Source organism: Terribacillus saccharophilus, from assembly GCF_000725365.1.
GTDB lineage: Bacteria > Bacillota > Bacilli > Bacillales > Amphibacillaceae > Terribacillus > Terribacillus saccharophilus.
Map to the genome: position 1 here is coordinate 1,093,366 of NZ_CP008876.1, position 26,090 is coordinate 1,119,455.

The 26,090-nt window shown below is 45.9% G+C and carries 22 protein-coding genes and 1 pseudogene; 12 read left to right on the forward strand and 11 right to left on the reverse strand.

Annotation, left to right across the window (positions count from 1 at the left end):
• Window positions 1-131: 131 nt before the first annotated feature.
• The 5 genes and pseudogenes from GZ22_RS05600 to GZ22_RS05620 form a co-directional block, all read left to right on the forward strand.
• Window positions 132-1,524 (forward strand): annotated as a pseudogene (locus tag GZ22_RS05600) (glycoside hydrolase family 30 protein); the annotation flags it as partial.
• A 571-nt stretch (window positions 1,525-2,095) separates the two neighbouring features.
• Window positions 2,096-2,515 carry an RDD family protein gene (locus tag GZ22_RS05605; protein WP_038559685.1) on the forward strand — a complete coding sequence of 140 codons (420 nt, stop codon included), beginning with the start codon at window positions 2,096-2,098 and terminating at the stop codon, window positions 2,513-2,515.
• A 125-nt stretch (window positions 2,516-2,640) separates the two neighbouring features.
• A complete protein-coding gene (locus tag GZ22_RS05610; protein WP_038559688.1) occupies window positions 2,641-4,344 on the forward strand; it encodes an MFS transporter in 1,704 nt (567 codons plus the stop codon).
• A gap of 56 nt (window positions 4,345-4,400) precedes the next feature.
• On the forward strand, window positions 4,401-4,613 hold the full coding sequence (locus GZ22_RS05615) for a DUF6366 family protein (protein WP_038559691.1): 213 nt from the start codon (window positions 4,401-4,403) through the stop codon (window positions 4,611-4,613).
• A gap of 121 nt (window positions 4,614-4,734) precedes the next feature.
• Window positions 4,735-5,616 carry a diacylglycerol/lipid kinase family protein gene (locus tag GZ22_RS05620; protein ID WP_038565707.1) on the forward strand — a complete coding sequence of 294 codons (882 nt, stop codon included), beginning with the start codon at window positions 4,735-4,737 and terminating at the stop codon, window positions 5,614-5,616.
• Window positions 5,617-5,631: 15 nt separating this feature from the next.
• Here GZ22_RS05620 and GZ22_RS05625 read toward each other — a convergent pair whose 3' ends face one another.
• Window positions 5,632-6,666 carry an LCP family protein gene (locus tag GZ22_RS05625; protein ID WP_038559694.1) on the reverse strand — a complete coding sequence of 345 codons (1,035 nt, stop codon included), beginning with the start codon at window positions 6,664-6,666 and terminating at the stop codon, window positions 5,632-5,634.
• A gap of 145 nt (window positions 6,667-6,811) precedes the next feature.
• Here GZ22_RS05625 and GZ22_RS05630 point away from each other — a divergent pair, with 145 nt between their 5' ends.
• On the forward strand, window positions 6,812-7,135 hold the full coding sequence (locus tag GZ22_RS05630) for a thioredoxin family protein (RefSeq protein ID WP_164072045.1): 324 nt from the start codon (window positions 6,812-6,814) through the stop codon (window positions 7,133-7,135).
• 84 nt (window positions 7,136-7,219) lie between these two features.
• Complete coding sequence (locus GZ22_RS05635; protein WP_038559696.1) at window positions 7,220-7,438, forward strand: hypothetical protein; 219 nt, start codon at window positions 7,220-7,222, stop codon at window positions 7,436-7,438.
• On the opposite strand, the gene GZ22_RS05640 is transcribed toward GZ22_RS05635, so the two are convergent.
• Window positions 7,435-8,223 carry a serine/threonine protein kinase gene (locus tag GZ22_RS05640; RefSeq protein WP_038559699.1) on the reverse strand — a complete coding sequence of 263 codons (789 nt, stop codon included), beginning with the start codon at window positions 8,221-8,223 and terminating at the stop codon, window positions 7,435-7,437. The two genes, GZ22_RS05635 and GZ22_RS05640, sit on opposite strands and share 4 nt — an antisense overlap.
• A 125-nt stretch (window positions 8,224-8,348) precedes the next feature.
• Between GZ22_RS05640 and GZ22_RS05645 the strand changes: the two genes are divergently transcribed.
• Together GZ22_RS05645 and GZ22_RS18175 are read left to right on the forward strand one after the other, a co-directional pair.
• A complete protein-coding gene (locus GZ22_RS05645) occupies window positions 8,349-9,188 on the forward strand; it encodes an SPFH domain-containing protein (RefSeq protein WP_038559702.1) in 840 nt (279 codons plus the stop codon).
• Window positions 9,189-9,200: 12 nt separating this feature from the next.
• A complete protein-coding gene (locus GZ22_RS18175) occupies window positions 9,201-9,365 on the forward strand; it encodes a type II toxin-antitoxin system antitoxin (RefSeq protein WP_038559705.1) in 165 nt (54 codons plus the stop codon).
• A gap of 29 nt (window positions 9,366-9,394) precedes the next feature.
• Here the strand turns inward: GZ22_RS18175 and GZ22_RS05655 are convergent, their stop codons facing one another.
• The 9 genes from GZ22_RS05655 to ilvD form a co-directional block, all read right to left on the reverse strand.
• Entirely contained in the window at window positions 9,395-10,336 is a 942-nt protein-coding gene (locus tag GZ22_RS05655; RefSeq protein ID WP_038559708.1) for a threonine ammonia-lyase, read from the reverse strand.
• 62 nt (window positions 10,337-10,398) lie between these two features.
• Complete coding sequence (gene leuD / locus GZ22_RS05660) at window positions 10,399-10,980, reverse strand: 3-isopropylmalate dehydratase small subunit (RefSeq protein ID WP_038559711.1); 582 nt, start codon at window positions 10,978-10,980, stop codon at window positions 10,399-10,401.
• 12 nt (window positions 10,981-10,992) lie between these two features.
• Window positions 10,993-12,408 (reverse strand): 3-isopropylmalate dehydratase large subunit, encoded by a 1,416-nt coding sequence (leuC, locus tag GZ22_RS05665; protein WP_038559714.1) that lies wholly within the window; start codon window positions 12,406-12,408, stop codon window positions 10,993-10,995.
• A 17-nt stretch (window positions 12,409-12,425) separates the two neighbouring features.
• Window positions 12,426-13,511 carry a 3-isopropylmalate dehydrogenase gene (gene leuB, locus GZ22_RS05670; RefSeq protein WP_038559717.1) on the reverse strand — a complete coding sequence of 362 codons (1,086 nt, stop codon included), beginning with the start codon at window positions 13,509-13,511 and terminating at the stop codon, window positions 12,426-12,428.
• 23 nt (window positions 13,512-13,534) lie between these two features.
• Window positions 13,535-15,076, reverse strand: coding sequence for a 2-isopropylmalate synthase (locus tag GZ22_RS05675; RefSeq protein ID WP_038559720.1), 1,542 nt, complete (start codon window positions 15,074-15,076; stop codon window positions 13,535-13,537).
• The gene (ilvC, locus tag GZ22_RS05680; protein WP_038559723.1) at window positions 15,054-16,100 is read right to left on the reverse strand and encodes a ketol-acid reductoisomerase; all 1,047 of its coding nucleotides are present in this window, start codon (window positions 16,098-16,100) and stop codon (window positions 15,054-15,056) included. The genes GZ22_RS05675 and ilvC overlap by 23 nt, the downstream gene beginning before the upstream one ends.
• A 23-nt stretch (window positions 16,101-16,123) precedes the next feature.
• Window positions 16,124-16,648 (reverse strand): acetolactate synthase small subunit, encoded by a 525-nt coding sequence (gene ilvN / locus GZ22_RS05685; RefSeq protein ID WP_038559726.1) that lies wholly within the window; start codon window positions 16,646-16,648, stop codon window positions 16,124-16,126.
• A complete protein-coding gene (gene ilvB / locus GZ22_RS05690) occupies window positions 16,645-18,378 on the reverse strand; it encodes a biosynthetic-type acetolactate synthase large subunit (protein ID WP_038559729.1) in 1,734 nt (577 codons plus the stop codon). The genes ilvN and ilvB overlap by 4 nt, the downstream gene beginning before the upstream one ends.
• 320 nt (window positions 18,379-18,698) lie before the next feature.
• Complete coding sequence (gene ilvD / locus GZ22_RS05695; RefSeq protein WP_038559732.1) at window positions 18,699-20,366, reverse strand: dihydroxy-acid dehydratase; 1,668 nt, start codon at window positions 20,364-20,366, stop codon at window positions 18,699-18,701.
• A 414-nt stretch (window positions 20,367-20,780) separates the two neighbouring features.
• Between ilvD and GZ22_RS19090 the strand changes: the two genes are divergently transcribed.
• From GZ22_RS19090 to GZ22_RS05705, 3 genes are all read left to right on the forward strand, one after another.
• Entirely contained in the window at window positions 20,781-22,814 is a 2,034-nt protein-coding gene (locus tag GZ22_RS19090; protein ID WP_123921889.1) for an NTTRR-F1 domain, read from the forward strand.
• Window positions 22,815-24,149 carry a collagen-like domain-containing protein gene (locus GZ22_RS18965; RefSeq protein WP_281176671.1) on the forward strand — a complete coding sequence of 445 codons (1,335 nt, stop codon included), beginning with the start codon at window positions 22,815-22,817 and terminating at the stop codon, window positions 24,147-24,149. It begins immediately after the preceding gene.
• A 136-nt stretch (window positions 24,150-24,285) separates the two neighbouring features.
• Window positions 24,286-26,079, forward strand: a complete 1,794-nt coding sequence (locus GZ22_RS05705) for a M3 family oligoendopeptidase (RefSeq protein ID WP_038559735.1) — start codon at window positions 24,286-24,288, stop codon at window positions 26,077-26,079.
• Window positions 26,080-26,090 lie beyond the last annotated feature (11 nt).

The window sequence follows — 26,090 nt, forward strand, 5'->3', positions numbered from 1 at the left end:
AAAATGTAAGCGCTTTAATATAGAGTGAATAGTATAAAGATAAGCTTCCACCTGAAAGGAGGATGAAGGCCATGCGTGGCGTAAAACGAAAGTCAAAACCGTTATTCGTTGTTCTTATTGCCGTTCTTACTATGTCAATGTTTCCAGGGTCAACACTGGCCAAACCAAGACAAGAAGAAGTGAAGGTATGGTTTAGCTCGGAAAATGCTCCGGCTGACAGAAGCTGGTACGATGAACCAAAAGAAATAAAGTATAAGCTAGATCAGCAGTCATCTCTTAAGATTACGAAAGAAAAAGAAATCAACGGGACAACGATCTTTGTAGACCCAGACAGGCAGTATCAGGAGATGCTAGGAGTTGGTACCTCTTTATAAGAATCTTCTATCTATAATCTGTCGAAAATGGCTCCGGGTAAGCGAAAACAAGCTTAAAGATCTGTTTGACCCAAAAAAGGGAATCGGGATGGATGTTATTCGGATCACGATTGGAACCTCGGATTTTACCGCACAAGATGCATTTTATACCTATAATGATATTCCTATTACAGAGACAGATTATGATTTAAGGGAGTTTTCGATTCAACGTGATATTGATTTGAATATTGTTTCAACCTTAAAGGAAGCGCTCAAAATTAATCCGGACATTAAAATATTTGCCTCACCATGGAGTCCACCAGCTTGGATGAAAACAAATAAAAGCTTGATTGGCGGTAAGTTAGAAGAGGGAAATACAGAAGTGCTGGCAGCTTATTATCGGAAATTTGTCCAATCATACGAATCTCAGGGAATCCCAATATATGCAATGACAATGCAAAATGAACCACTGCTGGAAATCGATTATCCGAGTATGTATATGCCACCGGAACAGCAAAGAGAGTTGGCAATTTTACTCCGGAAAGAACTGGATAACCATCATTTAGACACAAAACTATGGACATTTGATCATAACTTCAGTGAAGCTCGTGATTACGTTTCAAACGTTTTCGAAGACGAAGCGGCAGAGGAGTCGATAGATGGAATCGCCTTCCATGATTATGCCGGTGATCCTAAATCAATGGGGGAAATAAGCCGAACGTATTCGGATAAGACCATTCATCTTACCGAAAGATCTGTGTGGGGGACTGCTGGAGCAGATAGAATTGCTCAATACTTTAGAAACGGTGCAGCAAGCTACAATGCATGGGTAACGATGCTTGATAGTAATATCAACACCCACCATTGGATCGGTACTCCAGATCCAACAATGTTGATACAAAATGCAGAAAATGTAAATAAGTATTGGAAGATACCAATGTATTATATGACAGGTAATTATTCAAAGTTTGTTGATCGTGGTGCGAAGCGGATAGACAGCAACTATGGATATAAGGATTCTGTTACAAATGTCTCTTTCTTAAATCCTGACAACTCTATCGTAACAGTGGTTATTAATCAGACAGACAAAGCCCAGAAGTTCCGCGTTGTATCAGGAGGCAAGCAATTCGCTGCAACACTGCCAGCAGGAACGGTAGGGACCTATGAATGGCCGCGTCCTTCTCAACAGGAAAACAACAACCTGATTGAAAACGCTAGCTTTGAAACGGGAACGTTAGATCAGTGGACGGAAAGAAATAATGGTGTTTCAGCACATAAAGCAGACGCAGATGAACCTTTTACCGGTATTTACAAACTTACACATTGGCACTGGGATGCTTATAAGCAGCAGAGCGCACAAAAGGTAACAAACATACCAGATGGCACATATGAGGCAAGCGTTTGGGTTCGCTCAGGTGGTGGTCAGAACGAGCTTCGCTTCTTCGCAAAGGATTACGGCGGAGCAAAAAAAGTAGCTGACATTGGCTCAAGTCCGGTAACTAGTTATACACAGTACAAGATAGATGATATTCACGTGACCAGCGGCCAGATCGAAGTTGGAGTATGTTCTGATGCTAATGCTGGTAATTGGGCTGCATTTGACAGATTTGAACTGAAAAAAAAGAAATAAACAAGTAATCTGCTAACGGACTGCTTTTTTGGAGCAGTCCATTTTTCAATGCATATATAAATAATTATGGAAATGGAAGTATATGTTAAAATGGTGGTGGGGGGTGTTAGTAATGATTGAAAGGAATCGGGCCGGATTTGGAATCAGGTTTTTTGCTAGTATCATTGACACGTTTATTCTTATTATACCTATCACTATTTTGCTCAACTTCATAAATGGAGAATTTTCTACTCAATGGTCTGAAGGTTACTTATGGGATATTGGTTATGTTATATATCTGACAGTTCTTCCGGTTCTGTGGAAAGGATATGTCATCGGAAAGCGGCTCACGGGAATTAAAATCAAACGAATAGATGGGGAAGATGTTACGTTTGCCAACATGATTCTTAGAGAGGTTGTTGGCAATGGTCTGCTGGTGTTTATTACTCTCGGCATATCCTTACTGGTTAGTGCCATTATGGTACTTGTGATGGAGGATAGGCGGGGACTCCATGATTTAATAGGCGGTACATACGTAGTTTACAGCCGATAATTAGCGACTCTGAATCCTTATGCTCAGAGTCAGTCTTATACCCGTGTCAAACATAATGGTCTATACATGAAACATTTCACTCCTTTATACCGTATAGTTAGTACGACATCAAAAGGAGGAACAGCATGATATTTTTAATCGCTTTAGCCAGTCTTGCTGGCTTTATCCTTATTGCTCTGGCTGACTTGGCAGCTGGAAGAGGTAAATCAAAGCTTAAGCAGTACTTTGCAGCAGGTGTTGCCGCTTATATCGTACTGGTTATTATCATCTATTTCGTGCTACCAGCATTTATTCTTCAAAATATCTTGTGGCTGAACGCAATCGGCATTTTCTTTGCAGCATTTCCGCTACTTGCAAACAAACAAGCAGAAAAGAAATCGAAAAACACAGGTATCGCTCTTGCAGCTATTTTATTTGCAGTTGTGTTAGTTGGAGCAATGGTCTCTGTAGTAGCCAATTTTGCCGTTTATCAGTCAACGTATGATCATGTTGTTAAATCGAATGAGGAAGAAGCAAAACCACTGGATGAAGATAAGACACCAATAGCAATTGCGCCTAGCTCTGTTCGTAATAAGATGAACAAGAAAATGAGCGTCGTGCCGGATACACAGCTCTATCATCTCGGCAGTCTTCAAACTCAGACAGTTGGTGGTACGAATGAGTACATCGCACCTGTAGAATTTGATGGTTTCTTCAAATGGCTGAAAGGCGGAGAGACATCCGGGTACTTTGTTATTGATGCGACAGACCTTGGTGCGCAGCCTGAATTTGTAGAAAATAAATTATCCTATGTACCATCGGCTTACTTCCATAAAGATTTACAGCGCATAATTTATTCCCGTTATCCGTCCTACATCCAGGAGGGGGAAGCGCGCTTGGAAGTCGATGAAGAAGGAAAAGCATGGTACGTTCAGACTGTCTATCAGCCGAAGCTTTTCACTAAAAAAGCGAATGGTGATGATATTCAGGTTGTCGTTGTGAACCCGTATAACGGAGAGTCAAAAATTTATGACGCTGATGAAGCACCAGATTTTATTGAGAACACAATATCACCCGAAATGGCTAGTAAGCTCAATACGTATTATGGGGAATACAGCGGTGGATTCTGGAACCGTCACTTCGGAAAAGCCGGCGTGAAGATTCCGAACGACAACGGAACGGAGCATGGCGTGACATCTGTCTTCTCTGAAGATGGAAGCATCCAATACTTCACCGATTTCAAATCACCAAAAGAGAATATCGACTCTGCCCTTGGCTACTCAATGGTTGATGGCCGGACAGGGGAAGTAACATTCTTCGGTGGTGAGAAGAATAATGGCATTATGGATTCTTCCGGTGCTGTGCAGGTAGTTGAGAAGGAATATCCAGAGAAAAAATGGGAAGGAAAAATGCCGGTACTTTACAATATCGACGGTAATCCTACCTGGGTAATCAGTGTGCTCGATTCCAATGGCATCTTCAAGCAGTATGCATATGTTCGAGCGGCTGATTCTGACTATGTTGTTTTTGGAGATAATGCGAAAAGCACGTTGGAAGCATATCGACTGCAGCTTAGCGCAGATACGAGTACAGCAGAATCCACAGGTGATGCTCCTGTGCAGCAAGTGAGCGGAGAAGTGAATCGTCTCTACATTTCCAGTGACAATGCCGGAGCGAAAACGATTCAATTCTTGCTGAGGGATCAGGATGTCATCTACAGCATTAATTCTACTGATGCACCATATGCAATCTTTCTGAAAGAGGGAGACCAAGTCAGTTTTGAAGCTGCTATGCAAGATGGAGCATTATCAGCAACGATAGAGCAAATTTCGATCGAAGGATTGAATTAAAATTAGCCAGCTTTCATGAAGAAAGCTGGCTTTTTTAAAAAGAGAGGGGTGCAGTAATGAGTAATGAAAGAGAAACTCCTGAAATGCGAAGAGAAAAATTGAGACAAGAAGAAATAAAACGAAATCCAACTGGAAATGTAAGCGATGCATTCAACAGAAGTGAAAATGGAAATCTTGTTGATTTAGTAGGCGGTTTAAGCTGGAAGGTAACTGGGGTCATTCTTCTCATTTTGATAGGCTTTCTTGCTGCATTTATATTTCTAAGATAAAAAGACCTCTGCTGGAGGTCTTTTTTAATACTTTTGTCAATTAATTCTCTAATTGTTTGATTTGTTTCTGAACAAGGGTATAAGAAAGAAAAAAGAGAAAGAGGCGGAAGCTGTGCGGGCTATGCTGGTTATTAATCCTTCATCAGGGAAGGAAAAAGCGATGCAATACGAGGAACAAGCAGTGGCGCTACTCGGTAAGCGGCACGAACAAGTGGTAGTAAAGTACACGGAAAAAGAGGGGGATGCAACCGAGTTTGCTGCGTCTGCTTGCGATGGTACATATGAAACGCTACTGGCGATGGGCGGAGATGGGACGATCAATGAATGTATCAATGGGTTAGCCGAAAAGGAGCAGCAGCCTAATTTTGCTTTTGTTCCGCTAGGTACAGTGAATGACTTTGCCCGAGCATTGCAAATACCTCGAAAACCGGAGCAGGCACTAGCGTTATTGGAGGATTATCATATAAAAGCTGTCGATATTGGTAAATTAGGTGATCGATATTTCATGAACGTACTTGCTGTCGGTGTGATTGCGGAAGCGGTGTATGATGTTTCCCCAGAAGAAAAAAGCAAATACGGTCATTTTGCTTATCTGATGGAGGGAGCGAAAGCATTTCGAGATAAGACGCCATTTCGAATCAGTGTTCATACAGGAGAAAAGGAAGCATATAACGACAAAGCTTATATGATGTTAGTCGCACTGACAAACTCCGTAGCTGGTTTCGAGAAGTTTGCTGACCAAGCTGAAGTAGATGATCATCTGTTTCATGTCTTCATTTTGAATGAATTGTCCATTCCGAAGGCAGTTAAGCTGATACCCGATATCTTCAAAGGTAACTTGGCATCTAATGAGCAAGTTACTTATTTCCAAGCTAAAGAAATCAGCGTTGCTTCTGATACAGAGCTCGTCGTTAACATTGATGGAGATGAAGGAGAGCCGCTTCCTTTTGAAGCTAAAGTGTTACCGGGAGAAATTCGTGTCGTCGTTCCAAAAGAAGTATAAAACAACCTCGCCTTTTTAAGGCGAGGTTGTAGATGTTGTATTATCAAGAGCAGGGAGTTCTAGCTGATCTCGCATTGTCTGTGTAGCGTTAGCCAATGATGTTGCATCAGGAAGGAAAGCGTAGGCATTATAGCCAGGAACAATTCCATTTCCACCTTGACCTTCGAGCTTCAAGCTTTCCACTGTCAATTCATTGTTTACACCGTAAGAAATGAAACTCTTCATCTCGTCAAATGTCATATTCGTCGTCATATTATTGCCGACAGCATCCAGAAGACTGGAATATTTAAGAACTGAGCTCATGTCGGTCGCTTTATCCATCATCGCTTCGATGATTTGCTGCTGGCGATCGTTACGGGCAAAGTCACTATCTTGCTTACGTGTACGAGCAAGGGCTAGTGCTTCTTCTCCGTTCAGGGTTTGAACACCTGGCTGTAGGTGGATAGCACCTTTTTCATCCTTGGAATTCATTTCTTTCAGTTCATATGGTACGTCAACTGTTATGCCATCTAATGCTTCGACAACACTGATGAAAGCCTCAAAGTTTACATCGATATAATAATCGACTGGAACCTGAGTCAGTTCTTCGACTGCTTCTACTGTTGCTGTAGGGCCGCCGTTATACGATCCGTTTATTTTTGTGTTGCGTTCAAGATAAGGTACGTAGGTATACGTATCACGTGGAATGCTCAGCATTTTAATACTTTTATCATCTTTATTGAATGTAGCCAGAATCATCGTATCAGAACGTTTACCGATATTGTCCTGTTCCCGTTTTTGGCTTGAATCAGAACCTATAAACAAGACGCTGACGCTATCTTCGGCAGGATCTACTGCACTGTCGCGAAGAGATGATTTGTCACGGCCATCATCTACGAAAGAATCATTGGCCAAATTACCTGCTTTTACATAAAGATAACCAGCATAAGCTGCCGGGATGAGAATCAAAAGTATTACTATAATAAATATATTGCGAATTACGCGCTTCTTGCGGGACTTCTTCCGCTTTTTTTGTGAGCGACGCAACTCCTGTTTATCGTCTTTTGCCATATATGTGTTTCTCCTTTAATCTGCTAATCTAGCATTTTGTCAAAATATGTTTGGATATCCCCAGAACCTACTATATCATATCATTCGCCATCGAGGGGTATGATTCTATATGATGGAGGAAACAACCAAAAAGCAGGTGGGTAGAATGAAATTGCATAGCATAGACGAAGTGGAAGGTTTTATTAGTTCGAATAGACTTGCTGTCTTGTTCATCTCTTCTCCAGGCTGCAGTGTCTGCCAGGCCTTGCTGCCGCGAATAGAGGATATGCTGCAGCGGCAACCAGAAGTCGAACTAGGATATGCAGATGCCAGTGAGGTACAGGAAGTAACAGGGAAATTCCTTGCATTTGGAGCACCTACTATCTTGGTATTTGCAGAAGGAAAAGAACAGATCAGAGAAGGTCGGTTTATTCGTATGGAGGAGTTTGAGGATAGATTGGAAAGACTCATTTCGATGACAAAATATTAAGTATTTGTAAAGAAACGTACTTCTTGGAACTAACATGTTATCATTTTCGTAAATAGACAAGTTGTTATTTAGGGAGGGAAATCTATGTTCAAGAAATTCATCCGTAAATTAAAAGAATCCGCAGGTGGCAGCAGCCATCGCCGCGGCAGAAGATATGATTCCAGCGGTCATCGCGGGCGCCGTTATGATTCCAGTGGTCATCGTGGAAGACGTTATGGTTCAAGCGGCAGCAGCGGCTATGGCCGTAATCGATATGGCGGCAGCAGCCGTTACAAGCGTCGTGGTTATGGAAGCAGCAGTTAATCTGCTGCTTCTTTTGCTTTTTTCAAGGCATCAATCGTCTCGGATACAGAAGAGAAAGGTTCCTGAATGCCTAATAATTTCTCTAGTACATGCTTGCAAGCAGGTGATAAAGTGAGCTCTTCCGTCCAAGGAAGAGCTTTTTTAGTTGTTTTTTCAAATGTGGTGTACAAAAGATAAAGCAGGATGTCACCTAAATCGAACAGATCTTGTTGCAGACGACTTTGCTCCTCAGAACTCTTTGGACCGCTGAACTGCTTCGCCAGACCAAAGTCAATAAGAGAAGCATGTCCCGCTGCTAACATGACATTCGGAATGCGGATGTCACCGTGGTAGATACGACGTGAATGCAGATGGTCCACAACTTGGGCTACATCGATAGTCAGCGCAAGAGCTTCTTTTTCGTAATATTGCTTTTTCGTATCAAAAATATGCTGTTCTAGATTTTCACCGGAAACAAAATCCATGACAAAGAAATAGCCGTCATCCGTATGGAAGAAGGCACTGGCAGACGGAATGGAAGGATGCTTAAGTTCTCGGAGCAACTCATACTCCTGCTGAAACATGCGGAAATATTTCTTCCGCCCTTGCCTGCTGCGCCGGAGCTGTTTCACTGTACATGTTTTCTGCTGTATATTATCAACGCACAGATAAGTGGTACCATAGCTGCCGGAGCCGAGTTTACGGATGACGCGGTATCTCTCGGCAATATACGCACCTTGAGGATATCTTTTATCTACAAGGTAGCGGTGCAATAATCGAAACGGTCTGAAGACCTGATATAGCATGTGAATTCCCCGATCTTTTTTCTTTAAGTATATATGCTTGTCTGCGGGTTGCAAAGTGTGTTGTCAGAATATATAATAATATTAAAGTGATATCACTTTAATATGAAAATGTAGGAGTGACGTGTATGAAAGAAAAGCAAGCTTCTTCCTTAAATGGTTTCCTCGGAGTGTTGATCATCCTTGCTTGTGCAGGAGCTGGTATTTTCAGTTTGATGCAAGAGGCTATCGTTATAGCTGTCGTTCTCATCCTTGTTGCTGTATTACTGGTAACTGGAATAGTAATTGTTCCCCCTAATCAAGCCTACGTCGTAACGTTCTTCGGTAAATATATTGGTACAATCCGCGCCAATGGTTTATTTCTGACTATCCCTCTGACAACGAGACAGCGGATTACTTTGCGCATCCGTAACTTTAACTCCAAGACGCTGAAAGTAAATGACATAGAAGGGAATCCGATTGAAATAGCTGCAGTGATTGTGTATCGTGTAGTAGATACAGCAAAAGCCGCGTTCAATGTAGATGATTACGAAGAATTCGTCGCTATCCAAAGTGAAGCGGCAGTCCGTCATATTGCTTCAAATTATCCATACGACAATTTCAACGAATCAGGGTTTTCTCTGCGAGAGAATGGTGATGAAATTACGGGTAAGCTGCAGGCGGAACTGGAAGCGCGCCTGAATGAAGCAGGTGTGGAAGTAATGGAAGCACGTTTCACGCATCTTGCTTACTCAACAGAAATAGCTCAAGCGATGCTGCAGCGTCAGCAGGCAGCAGCAATCATTGCTGCCCGCAAGATGATTGTAGAAGGTGCAGTTGGAATGTCGATGGATGCTGTGGAAGCTTTGAATGAAGGCGATTTGGAACTAGATCCAGAGCGCAAAGCGCAAATGGTGAATAATCTGATGGTGGCCATTGTTTCCGATCGCGGGACACAGCCCGTCGTGAACAATGGATCACTATATTAAAGCAGGGGTCATATGGTTAAAAAGAAGAGTTTTCCGCTACGTATCAACCAGGATATCTATGATATGGTGCAGAAATGGGCAGACGATGATTTTCGCAGTGTGAACGCTCAAATCGAATATTTGCTTCGGGAACAGCTGAAGCAAGCTGGCAGACTGAAGCCGGAAAAAGAAAAATAGAGCAGGAAGCAAAAGCTTCCTGCTCTTTCTTATGCCAAGCTGTTGGCGGGGAGATGCATAGTAAGTGCATGCAGCTCTGTCAGCTTATGAAGATCGAAGTTCCCACCGCTGATGATGATTCCGCAATGATCAGAACGTATACTCTGATGATGGCGCATCAGTGCTGCAAAGCTAGCGGCACCTGCACCTTCTGCAAGCGTCTTATGCCGTTCTAGCAACTGCAAGACGGCCGCAGCTATATCACGCTCAGAAACAGTAACGATATCATCCACATATTGCTGAATCAACGGCAATGTCACTTTACCTGGCTCATTGACAGCAATCCCCTCAGCAATTGTTGGGCAAGGGAGAGATGGTATCAAATGTTTATGAAATGCATGATAGGTAGCACACACTGCCTCCGTTTGCACACCGATGACTCGAATCGAAGGCTTGATCTGCTTGGCGGCGAAAGCGATACCGCTAATCAGGCCGCCGCCTCCAATCGGGACTATGAGTGTATCGAGTTCAGGCTGATCTGCCAGCATTTCTACAGCAATCGTGCCCTGTCCAGCGATGATATCAATATCATCGAATGGATGGATGAAAGTACTCCCAGAATGCTGTTGCTCCTTTTGGGCAGCAAATAGCGCCTCCTGGAACGTTTCACCTGCTAATTCAACCGTTGCACCATAGCTTTTGGTTGCTTCCACTTTTGGCGTCGGCGTATGAATTGGCATGTAGATTTTAGCTGGAATGTCGCGTTTTGCTGCTGCAAGAGCAACTCCTTGTGCATGGTTGCCGGCAGATGCAGCGATAACTCCTCGCTTTGCGTCCGATTCCTTCATGCAGCCAATTTTAAAAATGGCTCCGCGTGCTTTGAAGGCACCTGTCTTCTGCTGGTTCTCCATCTTCAGATATACGTTCCTGCCCATCAATCTATCTAATGAAGTGGATGTTCTGATTGACGTATGATGTACTAAACCCTTCAAATAAGCTGTAGCTGCTTGTATCTTTTTCTGACTTAAGCAATCCCCAATGCCTTCACACTCCTTTAATGTGTCTGTTCAAATTGTGTTATTTGATCAGCATAACTTAATGTAATGCCAATCTCGTCTAGTCCATTTAATAGCATATGTTTATTATAGGCAGGAATGTCAAAGCCTGCCTCAAAACCTAGCTTATCATATACTTTCTGTTTTTCCAGATCTATTGTCAGTGTATAAGAATTTTTTTCTGCCTGATTGAGCAAATAGTCTACTTGTTGCTCTGACAGGCGGATAGCGAGTATCCCGTTTTTAGTTGTATTATTATAGAAAATATCTGCAAAACTAGGCGCAATGATAACTTTGAATCCATAGTCCAAGAGGGCCCATGGAGCATGTTCACGTGACGAACCACACCCAAAATTGTCACCGCCGATTAAGACGGAGACACCTTCATATTTCGGCTGATTCAAAGAAAAGTCTGTGCGTGGCTGGTCATTCTCATCGAAACGCCAGTTATAAAAGAGAAATTGCCCGAAACCTGCTCGTTCTATACGCTTTAAAAATTGTTTAGGTATGATCTGGTCTGTGTCGACATTACGTTTTGGCAACGGATAGACAAGTCCATTATGAGTTTTGATAGGTTCCATTTTCTATCCTCCTTACACAGTTGGTGCGACTACCTGTCGGACATCGACAAAGCGTCCCTCGATTGCTGCCGCCGCTGCCATTTCCGGGCTGGCTAAATGAGTTCGGGCTCCAGTTCCTTGACGACCCTCAAAATTACGATTCGAGGTAGAAGCACAACGTTCACCTGCGGGCACAACATCTTCATTCATTGCCAAACACATGCTGCAGCCTGCATCACGCCACTCAAATCCTGCATTTTGGAATAGTTGATCCAGTCCTTCTTGTTCAGCCTGCATCTTGACAGTGAACGAACCTGGAACGACCATGGCACGGACAGAGGGGTGGACCTTTCTTCCTTTAATGACACTTGCAGCCTTGCGCAAGTCTGTAATTCGAGAATTTGTACAGGAGCCGATAAAAACATGCTGGATTTCAATGGAAGTCAGCTGCTGATTTGCCTCCAAGCCCATATAAGCGAGGGCTTGCTCGACAGAAGCTCTTTCGTCCTTATCCTCGATAAGCGCTGGGTCTGGAACATTTGCGGATATCGGAAGGCACATACCAGGGTTCGTTCCCCAAGTGACCTGCGGTTCGATTTCTGATGCATCCAAATATACGGTGTGGTCATAAGCTGCACCTTCATCCGTAACAAGGTTTTTCCATTCAGAGACAGCAGCCTCGAAATCTAAACCTTCCGGAGCATATCTTCTGTCACGCAGGTATTCAAACGTCGTCTCATCCGGGCTGATAAGGCCAGCTCTGGCACCTGCTTCTATGGACATGTTACATACTGTCATTCGTTCTTCCATTGATAGTTTACGGATAGCTTCGCCGGTATACTCAAGTACATATCCGGTTCCGAACTTAACGCCGAATTTACCAATAATGGCCAAAATCAAATCTTTCGCAGTCACACCAGTTCCAAGGGATCCTTCAATATGCACATTCAGTGTCTTTGGTTTGTTTTGCCAAAGTGTCTGGGTAGCAAGCACATGTTCTACTTCACTTGTACCAATACCAAATGCCAAAGCCCCAAACGCGCCATGGGTGGATGTATGGCTGTCGCCGCATACAATCGTTTTACCGGGCTGCGTCAAACCTAGCTGCGGGCCGATAACATGCACGATACCTTGATCCGGGTGGTCGATATCAGCTAGACGGATACCAAATTCAGCACAATTGGACCGCAATGTTTCCATTTGTTTTCGTGCTACTTCATCACGGATCAATGGACGGTGAATCGTCGGTACGTTGTGATCAACAGTTGCATATGTGCGTTCCGGCTGCCGTACTTTCCGACCAGCCAGACGCAAGCCTTCAAAAGCCTGCGGAGATGTTACTTCATGCACAAGGTGCAAGTCGATATACAAGAGATCTGGCTTATCCGGTTCTTGTACGACAGTATGTTTTTCCCATATCTTTTCGATAATCGTCTTTGGTTGCTTCATTGGTCTCAGGTCCTTTCTTAAGAACTCACTTTTGCTGCCGTCAGCTGTTCGATGACGAGGGAGGTCATTTCTTTTGTACCGACGATTCTTTCAGGATTTACCTGCATATCTTGAGTGCCATAACCGCTTTGCAGCACGTCGTCTACAGCAGCTTCAACGGCGTCGGCTTCTTTTTCCATCCCGAAAGAATAACGAAGCAGCATCGCGGCTGAAAGAATTGCTCCAAGCGGATTAGCAATATCCTTGCCGGCTATATCCGGAGCGGAGCCATGGACTGGCTCATACAAACCGAGTTGGTCCTCGCGCAAGCTGGCAGAAGGGAGGAGGCCGAGTGAACCGGTTAGCACGGATGCTTCATCGCTCAGGATATCGCCGAATAGGTTCTCTGTGACAATGACATCGAAGTAGGTTGGGTTCGTAATGAGTTTCATTGCAGTAGAATCTACGAGCATATGCTCAACTTTTACTTCTGGGTAGTCCCTGCTTTTTTCATCGACGATTTCACGCCATAGCTTACTAGATTCAAGTACATTAGCTTTATCGACAGAAGCCAAACGTTTATCTCGCAGCATAGCACTCTGGAAACCTGTCTCGACAATCCGTTCGATTTCACTTTTTTCGTATTGCAAGGTATCGACAACGGTTTTACCATTATCACGACGTTCGCTTGGGAGACCAAAGTACAGCCCGCCAGTCAGCTCCCTTACAATCAATAAATCGCTTCCTGCGACAATTTCCTGCTTGAGCGGAGAACTAGCAAGCAGAGAAGGGAAGGTTCTGACCGGCCGCAAGTTAGCAAAAAGGCCTAAGCCCTTGCGCAGCTGAAGCAGTCCTTTTTCCGGTCGCAGTTGAGGAGGCTGCTGATCCCATTTTGGTCCTCCGACAGCACCAAGTAAAATGGCATCTGTGTCCTTACAAGCTTGAAGGGTGTCTGCTGGCAGTGGTTCCCCGAATGTATCAATGGCAGCACCGCCAATCATCTTACTAGTGAAGATGAAGTTGTGGGAAAAGATATCGGCCACTTGCTGCAGGACAGAAGCAGCGGCTTCTGTCACAGCAGGACCGATTCCATCTCCCGGAAGCAGTACGATGTTCTTTTGCATAGTTAACACTCTCCAGGTCAGGTTTAGATTAATGCTTGAACCTTTTTCATTGTTGCAGCACGCAAAGCACGGTTCACGCCGTTAACAAAAGCATGGCTTGAGGCTTTTAGTACATCATTCGCGGTACCTCGGCCGGTGAAAGGATCGCCGTCTACTTGCAGCTGTACATGCACTTCAGCGAGAGCATCTTCGCCTTTACCGACAGAATGAATGCGGTAGTCGGTGAGTGTCACTTGTTCATCAATTAAAGCAGCCAATGTATTGTAGATAGCTTCGACCGTTCCATGTCCAGTCCGGGCTGTTTCCTTAATACCATGATCTGGTGTTTGCAGAGCTATTGTTGCAGTCGGCAGATTTTGTGGACCCATCGTTACTTGAAGAGCTTTTACTTCATACGTCTTCACTGGGTCGTGTTTTGTCTGGACATCTAGTGCTATTGTAAAGAGATCATCATCAGTGATTTCTTTCTTTTTGTCTGTCAAACGTTTGAAGCGGTCGAAGGCTTCCTGCAGCTGTGTTTCAGAAAGTCCAAAACCAAGTTCTGCAACTCTAGTATTAAATGCATGTCGGCCGGAATGCTTTCCGAGAACTAGATTGGTAGCATTCATACCGACTAGTGCCGGCGTGATGATTTCATAGGTTTCTGCATGCTTTAGCATCCCGTCCTGGTGGATCCCAGATTCATGGGCGAAAGCATTATCTCCGACGATGGCTTTGTTGCCTGGCACAGTCATACCAGTCAATTTGCTTATCAAGCTGCTGGTCCGTTTAATTTCATGCAGAACCATGCGAGAGGAGTGCTGATACGTATCTTTCCGGATATGAAGGGCAACAGCAATTTCCTCAAGTGCTGCATTCCCGGCTCTTTCTCCAATGCCGTTCACCGTACCCTCAATTTGGGTTGCGCCATTTTCAATTGCGGCAATGCTGTTGGCAACAGCCATTCCCAAATCATCATGACAGTGTGCTGATAGATCTGCTTTTTCTATATTCGGAACGTTTTTCTTCATATAAGCAAACATTCTGCCGTATTCGGCGGGTGTCGCATAACCGACAGTATCAGGCAAGTTTACTACTGTCGCACCAGCATCTATGACAGCTTCTACGACTTGCGCAAGGAATGGCAGTTCAGATCTGGAAGCATCTTCTGCAGAAAATTGGACGATTGGGAATCGTTCCTTTGCATAGGTGACCATTTTGACAGCAGTTTGAAGCACTTCCTCCGGCGTTTTTTTCAGCTTGTATTCCATATGGATAGGGGAGGTAGCCAAGAAGACGTGGATTCTCGGCTGCTCTGCATCCTTCAATGCTTCCCAAGCGGTATCGATATCGCTTTGCTTAGCCCGGGCCAATGCCGTGACGGCAGTTGTTTTAATGGTTCGGGCAATTTCTTGAACAGCGAGGAAATCACCCTCGGAGGAAGCGGGAAAACCCGCTTCCAATACATCCATTCCGAGGCGCTCCAGCTGACGGGCGATTTCAAGCTTTTCCGGTTTGTTCAGATTGACTCCAGGTGTTTGTTCGCCATCACGCAATGTTGTATCAAAAAATTTTATTTGAGCCATGGACGATCACTTCCTCAGCGGATTGATTTTTCTTGCCTTGTTTGACGAATGGCATCAATTCGCGGAGCTCACGGCCGACTGTTTCGATCTGATGGTTTGTTTCTTTTGCATTGATTGCATTGAATTGTGGACGGTTAGCTTGGTTTTCCAAGATCCAGCCTTTCGCAAAAGCACCGTTTTGGATATCTTCCAGTACGTCTTTCATGCGAGCTTTCGTCTCGTCATTAACAACTCGCGGACCGGAAACAAAATCGCCCCATTGAGCTGTATCAGAAATACTGTAGCGCATCCCCTCGAGACCATCCTCATACATAAGGTCAACAATCAATTTCAATTCGTGCATACATTCAAAGTAGGCAACTTCCGGCTGGTAACCTGCTTCTGTCAATGTTTCGAAGCCTGCTTTGACAAGGCTCGTAAGACCGCCGCAAAGGACTGCCTGCTCACCGAACAAATCAGTCTCAGTTTCTTCTTGGAATGTTGTTTCCAAGATGCCTGCACGACCTGCTCCGATACCTTTGGCGTATGCTAGCGCAACTTCTTTTGCAGTTCCGCTCACATCCTGGTAGATACCGAATAGGGCAGGTACACCAGCTCCTTCTGTAAAGGTACGGCGAACAAGGTGACCAGGACCTTTCGGTGCTACAAGGAATACATCCACATTAGATGGAGGTGCAATTTGGTTGAAATGAACGTTGAAACCATGTGCAAAAACAAGGGCATTTCCTGTTTCCAGGTTCTTTTCAATGCTCTCTTTATATACATCTGGCTGCAGTTCATCTGGAACAAGCATCATGATGATATCCGCCGCTTGAGCCGCTTCAAAAGCAGAACGCACATCATGTCCGTCTTCAACTGCTTGATCCCATGATTTACCTTGCCTAACTCCGACAACAACATCAAATCCGCTTTCTTTTAAGTTTTGCGCGTGAGCATGGCCTTGAGAGCCATAACCGATTACTGCGATTTTTTTACCTTTCAAAACCTCTTCTTGAATGTCATTGTGATAGATAACTTTTGCCATGTTCTCGTCATTCCTCTCCATTTTTAATTGGTTATAAGTGAATACGTGTTTCCATCCGCAGCTTGCGGCTGATGCCCACGTAGGAAGGCCGTCACACCAGTTCTAGTCAATTCCTTGATTCCATAAGGTCGGACCAACTCGAGGAAAGCCTCGATTTTATCCGAATCGCCAGTTACTTGAACTATCATGCTGTCTTTACTGATATCAACTGCACTAGCTCGGAAAGGAGCGATGATGCTTTGCAGCTCATTCCGGCTGGCAGGGGGGCAGACAACTTTTACGAGTGCCAGTTCCCTAGCTACGATAGCGTGGTCGGTAATATCAGCGACTTTCAGTACGTCGATCTGCTTGTGAAGCTGTTTTGTAAGCTGCTCCAGCTTCTGCATGTCTTCTACTTCAACGACGAAGGTCATTCGGCTGATTTGCTCCACCTCAGTTTTGCCGACCGAAATACTATCGATATTGAATTGTCTTTTCTGCATCAGACCGGTTATCCGGTTCAGCACACCGCTCCGATTTTGAACGGTGGCCGTAATGATACGCTTCATCGACTCACTCCAATCATTTCATGCAGCCCTTTTCCAGGTGCGATCATAGGGAACACATTCTCCTGACGCAACACGCGGCAATCAATAACAACAGGTTCGTCGGATTGAAGCAGGGAAGGTAGCTCTGCTACTAGCTGCTCCTGTGTTTCCAAACGTACGCCTTTAATGTCGTAGCTATCTGCCAGCTTGACGAAATCCGGCTGGATATTGAGCAGTGATTCGGAATATCGTTCCTGATAAAAGAACTCCTGCCATTGTCTTACCATGCCTAGACTTTGGTTGTTGACGATCAATACCTTAACTGGCAGCTTTCGCTCCTGCAGGACGGAAAGCTCCTGCATCGTCATTTGAAAACCGCCATCTCCGACTACGCTGATAACCTTACTCTCTGGACATGCCAGCTGAGCTCCTATGGCCGCAGGAAAACCAAATCCCATTGTGCCGAGCCCGCCTGATGTAACCCAACGGTTCGGTCTGTCAAAGCCATAATATTGAGCTGTCCACATCTGATGCTGCCCGACATCAGTTGTAATAATGGCATTACCATCGGTTGCTTTGTGTACTGCCTTCATTACCCATTGCGGGATAAGGTCCTGAGCCGGGTTGTTATACCAAAGCGGATATTCTTCCTTGTAGTTCTGCAAATGATTTCGCCAGGTCTCGGTATCAGGCATTTCTGCTTCTGCTGTTTGCAGTTGTTGCAATGCAGCTTTTGCGTCTGCCACAACTGGAATGCTAGTAGGAATGATTTTACCGATTTCAGCGGGATCGATATCGATATGTGCAATTGTTGCTTGTGGAGCGAAATGCACCAGATTGCCAGTAAGTCTATCATCGAATCGGGCCCCGACATTGATCAATAAATCGCATTCATACAGTCCGCGGTTGGCTGCATATGTCCCATGCATGCCAGCCATGCCGAGAAATTGCGGTTCACTGGCAGGGAATGCTCCAAGTCCAAGGAGTGTGGATGTGACAGGCAGCTGAAAACGCTTTGCGAATGCTCGAACTTCTTCAGATGCTTTTGCGTGCAGAATACCTGCTCCAGTTAACAAAATTGGGCGCTTGGCTGTCGAAATAGCATGGATCAGCTTTTTGATTTGATTATTATTTGGCTTCATTGTCGGTTGATAACCCGGAAGGTGAATCGGTTCCTCAGCAGCGGCTGTTTGGTAAACTTCTCCCGAAATGTCCTTTGGGATGTCGATTACCACAGGACCAGGGCGGCCAGTTGTTGCGATATAGAACGCCTCTTTAATAATGCGTGGCATATCTTCCTGCTTTTGAACTTGATAGTTGTGCTTTGTAATCGGAGTAGTGATCCCCATAACATCTGATTCCTGGAATGCATCTGTTCCAATAACACTTCTTCCTACTTGACCAGTGAATACAACAAGCGGCAGGGAGTCCATCATGGCATCGGCAATTCCGGTGATAAGGTTTGTCGCACCAGGTCCAGATGTTGCAATTACAACTCCCGGTTTACCGGAAACGCGTGCATAGCCTTCTGCGGCATGTATGGCTCCTTGTTCATGCCGAGTTAAGATGTGCTGGAATCGAGGTTCAGCTCGGTATAGGGCATCGTAAATCGGAAGTACGGCTCCTCCCGGATAGCCGAAAATTGTATCAACACCTGCTGCCTGCAGCGACTCTACAAATAAATCAGCACCTGTCTTCGGAACTTTGGCAGTGGGCTTTCTTTCTTGTACGGCTTGTGCCTTCACCTTCATGGTTATATCCCTCCAATAGATTTTGTTATATGAAAAAAGCCTTTTTTCTCCATTCAAGCAATCTTGCAAGAAATGGGGAAAAAAGACTTTGCTTTTCTCGGTACCACCCAAGTTCACAGCTTCCTTACGGTAAACTGCCTCGTGAAGCTAAAAATGCTAGCTCCGTTTTGGTAACAGGTGCCGTACACCTGGCTCAGCCTACTGTAATTCAGCTTCGCGCTCAGGGAAGAGAGATGACGGATTATATTGCCAGGCTTCCAGCGTCCCTGGCTCTCTGTGAATATAATGCTTCCGTCTCTATGGTCCCGTCTTCGTTTTGGTTATATTTTCATCACTCCGCCAGTATTGGCTGAGGTTACGAGCTTTGCGTATTTCGCTAAATAACCTGATTTGATTTTAGGTTCTGGCTGCTTCCAATTTTGTCGGCGTTTATCCAGAACATCTTCATCAACAAGCAATTCAATGCTGCGTGTTTCCAGATCGATCAAAATTGGATCGCCGTTTTCAACAAATGCTATCGGTCCGCCTTCTGCTGCTTCTGGAGAAATATGTCCGGCAGAGATGCCTCGGGTTGCACCTGAGAAACGGCCATCTGTAATCAAAGCGACTTCTTTCGCTAAACCGCGTCCTGCAATAGCGGAAGTAGGGGAGAGCATTTCTGGCATCCCTGGTCCACCCTTTGGACCTTCGTAACGAATGACGACGACATGTCCTGCCTGCACGGTTCCATTCGTGATTCCTTCCTGAGCCTCATCTTGTGATTCAAAGACAATTGCTTCACCTAGGAATTTCTTGATGGAAGGATCAACAGCTCCGACTTTGATGACACTGCCGTCGGGAGCTAGATTGCCATACAGAATACTTAGACCGCCAACTGGACTGTATGGATTATCTAATGGACGAATAACATCTTTATTCAAAATTTCATAGTCTTCCACATTTTCAGCAATAGTTTTACCGGTTATCGTAATCCGTTCTTTATGGAGCAGCCCGTCGATTTTACATAACTCATTGATGATGGCACTGACACCACCAGCCAGGTGAACATCATGCATCGAGTAATCCGACGCTGGGCTGATTTTCGAGAGGTAAGGAACCTTCTCAGCGATTTTATTAATGTCTGCCATATCGTATTCAATGCCAGCTTCATGAGCAATGGCGATTGTGTGGAGCACCGTATTTGTTGATCCGCCCATAGCCATATCCAAAGCAAATGCATTATCAAAGGTTTCCTTTGTCATGATGTCTCGCGGACGAATATCCTCTTTTACAAGTCGGATCAGATGTCTGGCAGCCTCATAAATCAACTCATGTCGCTCGTCGGATGTAGCAAGCAGTGTTCCATTTCCCGGAACGGTCATACCGAGCATCTCCATTAAGCTGTTCATAGAGTTTGCAGTGAACATACCAGAGCAGGATCCGCAAGTCGGACAAGCAAGCTGCTCGATTGTAGCTAATTCCTGTTCGGTCATGGTCCCGTTCTGCACAGCACCTACACCCTCAAACATGGATACTAGGTTCAATGGTTTCCCATCTGGGCTTACACCAGCTTCCATCGGGCCTCCGGATACAAAGACAGAAGGGACATTCGTCCTTGCTGATGCCATCAGCATACCTGGTGTGATCTTATCGCAATTCGGTATATAGAAGACGCCGTCGAACCAATGCGCCTGTATGACAGTCTCCGCACTGTCCGCAATGATCTCCCTGCTCGGCAAGCTGTAACGCATGCCGATATGGCCCATCGCGATGCCATCATCTACACCAATCGTATTGAATTCGAAGGGGATACCGCCTGCTTGGCGAATAGCGTCTTTTACTACTTCAGCGAATTTGTTTAAATGCATGTGTCCTGGAATGATATCGATGTAAGAGTTACAAACACCGATGAATGGTTTTCCTAAGTCAGACGTTTTAACACCGGTCGCATGCAGCAAACTGCGGTGCGGGGCGCGGTCAATCCCTGTTTTGATCATGTCACTTCGCATTGGATCAAAACACCTCCCAGTTGCAAAAGTTCTTTTTCTCTTTACGTGTTGAATGCGCATAAATTAGTTGAATTGAATAATTTGAAAATTCATTTATTTGATTAATTGTCAGTTATCATAACGCCTAACCAAAGCTAGGTCAACAGCTTATTGAATAAATTTTCAGATTCTTTAAACCATTCAAACTACTTGTAAGCGCTACCAATGCGCTGGTGAAGGGGTTGTTGTTAGAATATCTGGCAGAAAACTTTTTTATGGCCCTTGATTTAGTGAATTGAGCGGACTTGTACATTTATGGAAAACTTATAGGAATATAGGTTAAACAAGGGTTCAAGAAGCTTTTCATTTGAATAGTTATAGGAGAGAAATTGTGTGAGTAGGATCTTTAATACTTGAAGGAGGCAGAAAAAAACGATGCCTGACCAGAACATCGTAAGGAATGGCGGATTCGAATCTGGCAGTCTAGTACCGTGGGTCTCATCTTTTGCATCTATAACACAGCAATATACACATAGTGGAAACTATGCAGCAAGACTGGATGGAGGTCAGGAGACTGCTTTCATAGCACAATACGTGTCACCTGTTATTGCAGGCTACAACTATAATCTGTCAGTTTACTTGGCGAGAGAAAGTGAACAGTCTGCACCGACAGTACAGATTCAAATTATCTTTCTAACAGCGAACTTCCAAACAGCGGGACGAGGATTGCTATTGGATATACCCTCAGACAGTATACCCGTTGCACCGCTACAAGGCTGGAGAGAAGTTACTGGCATCTCCGTAACAGCACCTCAAGGAACATCCCAAATCTTTTTGTTGATCAACACACTTCCAGATTCAGCTCTTGGCAGCATATTGGTCGATGATGTGAGTCTTTCGATTTTTGGGGGCGGAATAGGTGTAACTGGAGTAACAGGTCCTACAGGAATTACAGGACCACCGGGAGTAACAGGGGGTACGGGTGTTACTGGTGTGACCGGTGCTACTGGAATTACAGGCATTACTGGGGGAATTGGACCAACAGGACTCACGGGGGTTACAGGAGAAACTGGATCGACGGGACTCACTGGAGTGACAGGGGAAACTGGAGCACAAGGACCCACTGGAGTAACAGGAGAAACCGGGCCAATAGGACTCACTGGAGTAACCGGAGGAACGGGATCAACTGGACTCACTGGAGTGACAGGAGAAACAGGATCCATTGGTCTCCCTGGAGCGACAGGAGAAACAGGATCCACGGGACTCACGGGTGTAGCAGGAGAAACAGGATCCACGGGACTCACGGGTGTAACAGGAGAAACAGGATCCACGGGACTCACGGGTGTAACAGGAGAAACAGGATCCACGGGACTCACGGGTGTAACAGGAGAAACAGGATCCACGGGACTCACTGGAGTGACAGGGGAAACCGGATCAACTGGGATCACTGGAGTGACAGGAGAAACAGGATCGACCGGACTCACTGGAGTGACAGGAGAAACGGGATCCACGGGACTTACTGGAGCGACAGGAGAAACGGGATCCACGGGACTCACGGGTGTAACAGGAGAAACGGGATCCACGGGACTTACTGGAGCGACAGGAGAAACAGGATCGACCGGACTCACCGGGGCGACAGGAGAAACTGGCTCGATCGGACTCACTGGAGTGACAGGAGAAACTGGATTAACTGGATCAACTGGACTTACTGGAGCGACAGGAGAAACGGGATCCACGGGACTTACTGGAGCGACAGGAGAAACAGGATCGACCGGACTCACTGGATCGACAGGAGAAACGGGATCCACGGGACTTACTGGAGCGACAGGAGAAACAGGATCGATCGGACTCACTGGAGTGACAGGAGAAACAGGATCGATCGGACTCACTGGAGTGACAGGAGAAACGGGATTAACTGGACTTACTGGAGTAACAGGAGAAACGGGATCCACGGGACTCACTGGAGTGACAGGGGAAACCGGATCAACTGGGATCACTGGAGTAACAGGAGAAACTGGTTCAACTGGGATCACTGGAGTGACAGGGGAAACCGGATCAACTGGGATCACTGGAGTGACAGGGGAAACCGGGCCAATCGGGCTCACTGGAGTGACAGGAGAAACTGGATCAACCGGACTAACGGGTGTAACAGGAGAAACCGGATCAACTGGGATCACTGGAGTGACAGGAGAAACTGGATTGACCGGACTTACTGGAGTGACAGGAGAAACCGGATCAACTGGGATCACTGGAGTGACAGGAGAAACCGGATCAACTGGGATCACTGGGGTGACAGGAGAAACCGGGCCAATCGGGCTCACCGGAGTGACAGGAGAAACTGGATCAACCGGACTAACGGGTGTAACAGGAGAAACTGGATCAACTGGACTCACTGGAGTGACAGGGGAAACCGGATCAACTGGGATCACTGGAGTGACAGGAGAAACTGGCTCGACCGGACTCACTTGAGTGACAGGAGAAACCGGATCGACCGGACTCACTGGAGTGACAGGAGAAACCGGATCGACCGGACTCACTGGAGTGACAGGAGAAACTGGCTCGACCGGACTCACTGGAGTGACAGGAGAAACTGGATTAACTGGACTTACTGGAGTAACAGGAGAAACCGGCTCGACCGGACTCACTGGAGTGACAGGGGAAACCGGCCCAACGGGAGCAGCCGGAACAACTGGATCAACGGGAGCCGCAGGGATCACCGGAGCAGCCGGAACAACTGGACCAACGGGAGCCGCGGGAATCACCGGACCTGCTGGAATCACCGGCCCAACGGGAGCCGCGGGAACCACAGGACCTGCTGGAACCACCGGAGCTGCTGGAACCACCGGTCCAACGGGAGCCGCAGGGATCACCGGAGCAGCCGGAACAACTGGATCAACGGGAGCCGCAGGGATCACCGGAGCCGCCGGAATAACCGGACCAACGGGAGCCGCGGGAACCACCGGGCCTGCAGGAATTACCGGCCCAACAGGAGCCGCGGGAACCACCGGGCCTGCTGGAACCACCGGTCCAACCGGGGCAGCAGGGATCACCGGAGCCGCCGGAACAACTGGCCCAACGGGAGCCGCGGGAACCACCGGACCTGCCGGGATAACCGGCCCAACCGGGGCAGCAGGAATTACCGGCCCAACAGGAGCCGCGGGAACCACCGGACCTGCCGGAATAACCGGCCCAACGGGAGCCGCGGGAATCACCGGACCTGCCGGAATCACCGGCCCAACAGGAGCCGCGGGAACCACCGGGCCTGCTGGAATAACCGGTCCAACCGGGGCAGCAGGAACTACCGGCCCAACCGGAGCCGCGGGAACCACCGGACCTGCTGGAATCACCGGGCCAACTGGAACAACTGGTCTTACTGGACCAACGGGATCCACAGGCAGTGCACTTCCTTCCGTCAGTGCAATAGCAGCGAGCCAGGCAACAGTAGCACTTCCAGTCCCTCTTAATACTGATACGGTAATCAGCACCATTACTCCAGCAGTAGTGGCAGGTAATAATGTGAAATTGGATTTAACTTCACAGATTGCAGTTATAGCAACTGCGAACTGGTCAGTAAGTGTTACTGCTACTCTTCGAAGAGATGCCACCATCCTAAATCAGGTGACTATCAGCAGAACAGGTACGGCTGCGGGAACTTATCGAATCATTTTGCCAAATACGTTCGTAGATGTGGTTACAACTACTGGAGTCGCAACCTATACAGTAAGCGTAACAGTAGTACCAACTTCGAATATCACATCAGCTACAGCAGAAACACGTAATCTTAATGGAACACGATTTGTATAATAACAGAAAGGTCATAGCATCCTTAGAGCTATGACCTTTTGTCATTATATCCATGCTGAAAAATATCGAACACTAAAACTTTTCAGTCAATAACTCGGAGCGTATAATAGAAAGGTAGTTTTAAGGAGGTATACATATGACAAATAAGTATGGACAAACATGGGATCTGGATGCTATTTTCCCGGGTGGCAGTGACTCTTCTGCACTTGCGGAATTTGCACAAAAAGCAGATCAAGCTCTAACTGATTGGAAACAGGCATTGGAAGCCTTTCAAGTACCGGATCAGGCTGAAGATACTGCTGGCTTGGTTCGTATTGTGGAGAAGTGGGAGACATCTGCTAAACATGTATTCGAGGTTGTTGCATTCGTTGAGTGTCTTGTAGCACAGGATGTGACAGATAAGAAAGCGAAGCAGTGGTCTGGAAAGAAAGATGAACTTATGGCTGCTTACAGCGGAACGCTTACTGGTGTGGATCAGGTTATTACACAAGTTCCGCAGCAGACATGGGAGCAGTTGCTCGAGCAGCCGGAACTGATTAATTATGCATTCGTTCTTGATGAACGTAAAAAAGAGGCTGCTGAGAAGCTTTCACCTGAACAAGAAATATTGTTAAATGATTTAGCGATTGATGGCTACCATGGCTGGGGAGGCATGTATGACACAATTGTCGGCAGCATCCAAGTGCCATTAGAGATTGATGGAGCGGAAAAATCCTATTCCGTTGGCCAAGCAGCCAACAAAATGGATGCACCTGATCGCCAGGTAAGACAGCATGTGTTTGCAAGAATGCAGGAAGCTTGGACAGAAAAAGAAGATTTCTTTGCGGAAACGATTAATCATCTTGCTGGTTTCCGTCTGCAGACATACAAGCACCGCAAATGGGACAGTGTGCTGAAAGAGCCGCTAGCTTATAACCGTATGTCCCAAGACACGCTTGACGCTATGTGGGGAGCAATTTCAGATGAGAAAGATTCATTCGTGAAATACTTGCAGCGCAAAGCGAAGATCCTTGGTCTGGAAAAATTGAGCTGGTATGATATCGATGCGCCACTCTCTTCTGCAACGAAACATGTATCATACGACGAAGCCGCTGACTTCATCGTGAAGAATTTCCGCACGTACAGCAGTCAGATGGCAGACTTCTCACAGCAAGCATTCGAGAAGCGATGGATCGAAGCAGAAGATCGTAATAGCAAACGCCCTGGCGGCTTTTGTACCAGCTTTCCGGAAAAGAAAGAAAGTCGTATTTTCATGACTTTCAGTGGAACAGCTTCTAACGTGTCGACGCTTGCGCATGAACTAGGACATGCGTATCATAGCTATGCAATGAACGATGTAGAGCAGCTGAATCAGCAATATGCTATGAATGTGGCGGAAACAGCTTCCACATTGGCAGAATTGATTGTCTCTGATGCTGCAGTGAGAGAAGCAGCGACAAAGGATGAGAAAATTGCGTTGATTGAGGAGAAGATCCAGCGCAGTATCGCTTTCTTCATGAATATCCATGCGCGCTTCTTGTTTGAGACAAGATTCTATGAAGAACGCAAAAATGGACTCGTATCCGCTGCACGCTTGCGCGAGTTGATGGTCGATGCTCAGAAAGAAGCCTATAATGACCAGCTAGATGAATACGATCCAACATTCTGGGCATCCAAGCTGCATTTCTACGCAACAGACGTACCATTCTATAATTTCCCGTATACATTCGGATATTTGTTCAGCACAGGTATTTACGCAAAAGCAGCAGAGAATCCGGAAGACTTTGAACGTTCCTATAATGCTTTGCTTGAGGATACTGGCCGCATGACGGTTGAAGACTTGGCAATGAAGCATTTGCAGGAGGACTTGACTGACAAATCATTCTGGCTTAAAGCTATCGAAGTTTGTAAGCAGGACATCGAAGAATTCTTAAGATTGACTGCAGAATAACAAAGGAAGAC

Coding starts and splice junctions, on each gene's coding strand:
- GZ22_RS05605 (WP_038559685.1), top strand. CDS start 2,096: ATGATTGAAAGGAATCGGGCCGGATTTGGAATCAGGTTTTTTGCTAGT.
- GZ22_RS05610 (WP_038559688.1), top strand. CDS start 2,641: ATGATATTTTTAATCGCTTTAGCCAGTCTTGCTGGCTTTATCCTTATT.
- GZ22_RS05615 (WP_038559691.1), top strand. CDS start 4,401: ATGAGTAATGAAAGAGAAACTCCTGAAATGCGAAGAGAAAAATTGAGA.
- GZ22_RS05620 (WP_038565707.1), top strand. CDS start 4,735: ATGCTGGTTATTAATCCTTCATCAGGGAAGGAAAAAGCGATGCAATAC.
- GZ22_RS05625 (WP_038559694.1), bottom strand. CDS start 6,666: ATGGCAAAAGACGATAAACAGGAGTTGCGTCGCTCACAAAAAAAGCGG.
- GZ22_RS05630 (WP_164072045.1), top strand. CDS start 6,812: ATGAAATTGCATAGCATAGACGAAGTGGAAGGTTTTATTAGTTCGAAT.
- GZ22_RS05635 (WP_038559696.1), top strand. CDS start 7,220: ATGTTCAAGAAATTCATCCGTAAATTAAAAGAATCCGCAGGTGGCAGC.
- GZ22_RS05640 (WP_038559699.1), bottom strand. CDS start 8,223: ATGCTATATCAGGTCTTCAGACCGTTTCGATTATTGCACCGCTACCTT.
- GZ22_RS05645 (WP_038559702.1), top strand. CDS start 8,349: ATGAAAGAAAAGCAAGCTTCTTCCTTAAATGGTTTCCTCGGAGTGTTG.
- GZ22_RS18175 (WP_038559705.1), top strand. CDS start 9,201: ATGGTTAAAAAGAAGAGTTTTCCGCTACGTATCAACCAGGATATCTAT.
- leuD (WP_038559711.1), bottom strand. CDS start 10,980: ATGGAACCTATCAAAACTCATAATGGACTTGTCTATCCGTTGCCAAAA.
- leuC (WP_038559714.1), bottom strand. CDS start 12,408: ATGAAGCAACCAAAGACGATTATCGAAAAGATATGGGAAAAACATACT.
- leuB (WP_038559717.1), bottom strand. CDS start 13,511: ATGCAAAAGAACATCGTACTGCTTCCGGGAGATGGAATCGGTCCTGCT.
- GZ22_RS05675 (WP_038559720.1), bottom strand. CDS start 15,076: ATGGCTCAAATAAAATTTTTTGATACAACATTGCGTGATGGCGAACAA.
- ilvC (WP_038559723.1), bottom strand. CDS start 16,100: ATGGCAAAAGTTATCTATCACAATGACATTCAAGAAGAGGTTTTGAAA.
- ilvN (WP_038559726.1), bottom strand. CDS start 16,648: ATGAAGCGTATCATTACGGCCACCGTTCAAAATCGGAGCGGTGTGCTG.
- ilvB (WP_038559729.1), bottom strand. CDS start 18,378: ATGAAGGTGAAGGCACAAGCCGTACAAGAAAGAAAGCCCACTGCCAAA.
- ilvD (WP_038559732.1), bottom strand. CDS start 20,366: ATGCGAAGTGACATGATCAAAACAGGGATTGACCGCGCCCCGCACCGC.
- GZ22_RS19090 (WP_123921889.1), top strand. CDS start 20,781: ATGCCTGACCAGAACATCGTAAGGAATGGCGGATTCGAATCTGGCAGT.
- GZ22_RS05705 (WP_038559735.1), top strand. CDS start 24,286: ATGACAAATAAGTATGGACAAACATGGGATCTGGATGCTATTTTCCCG.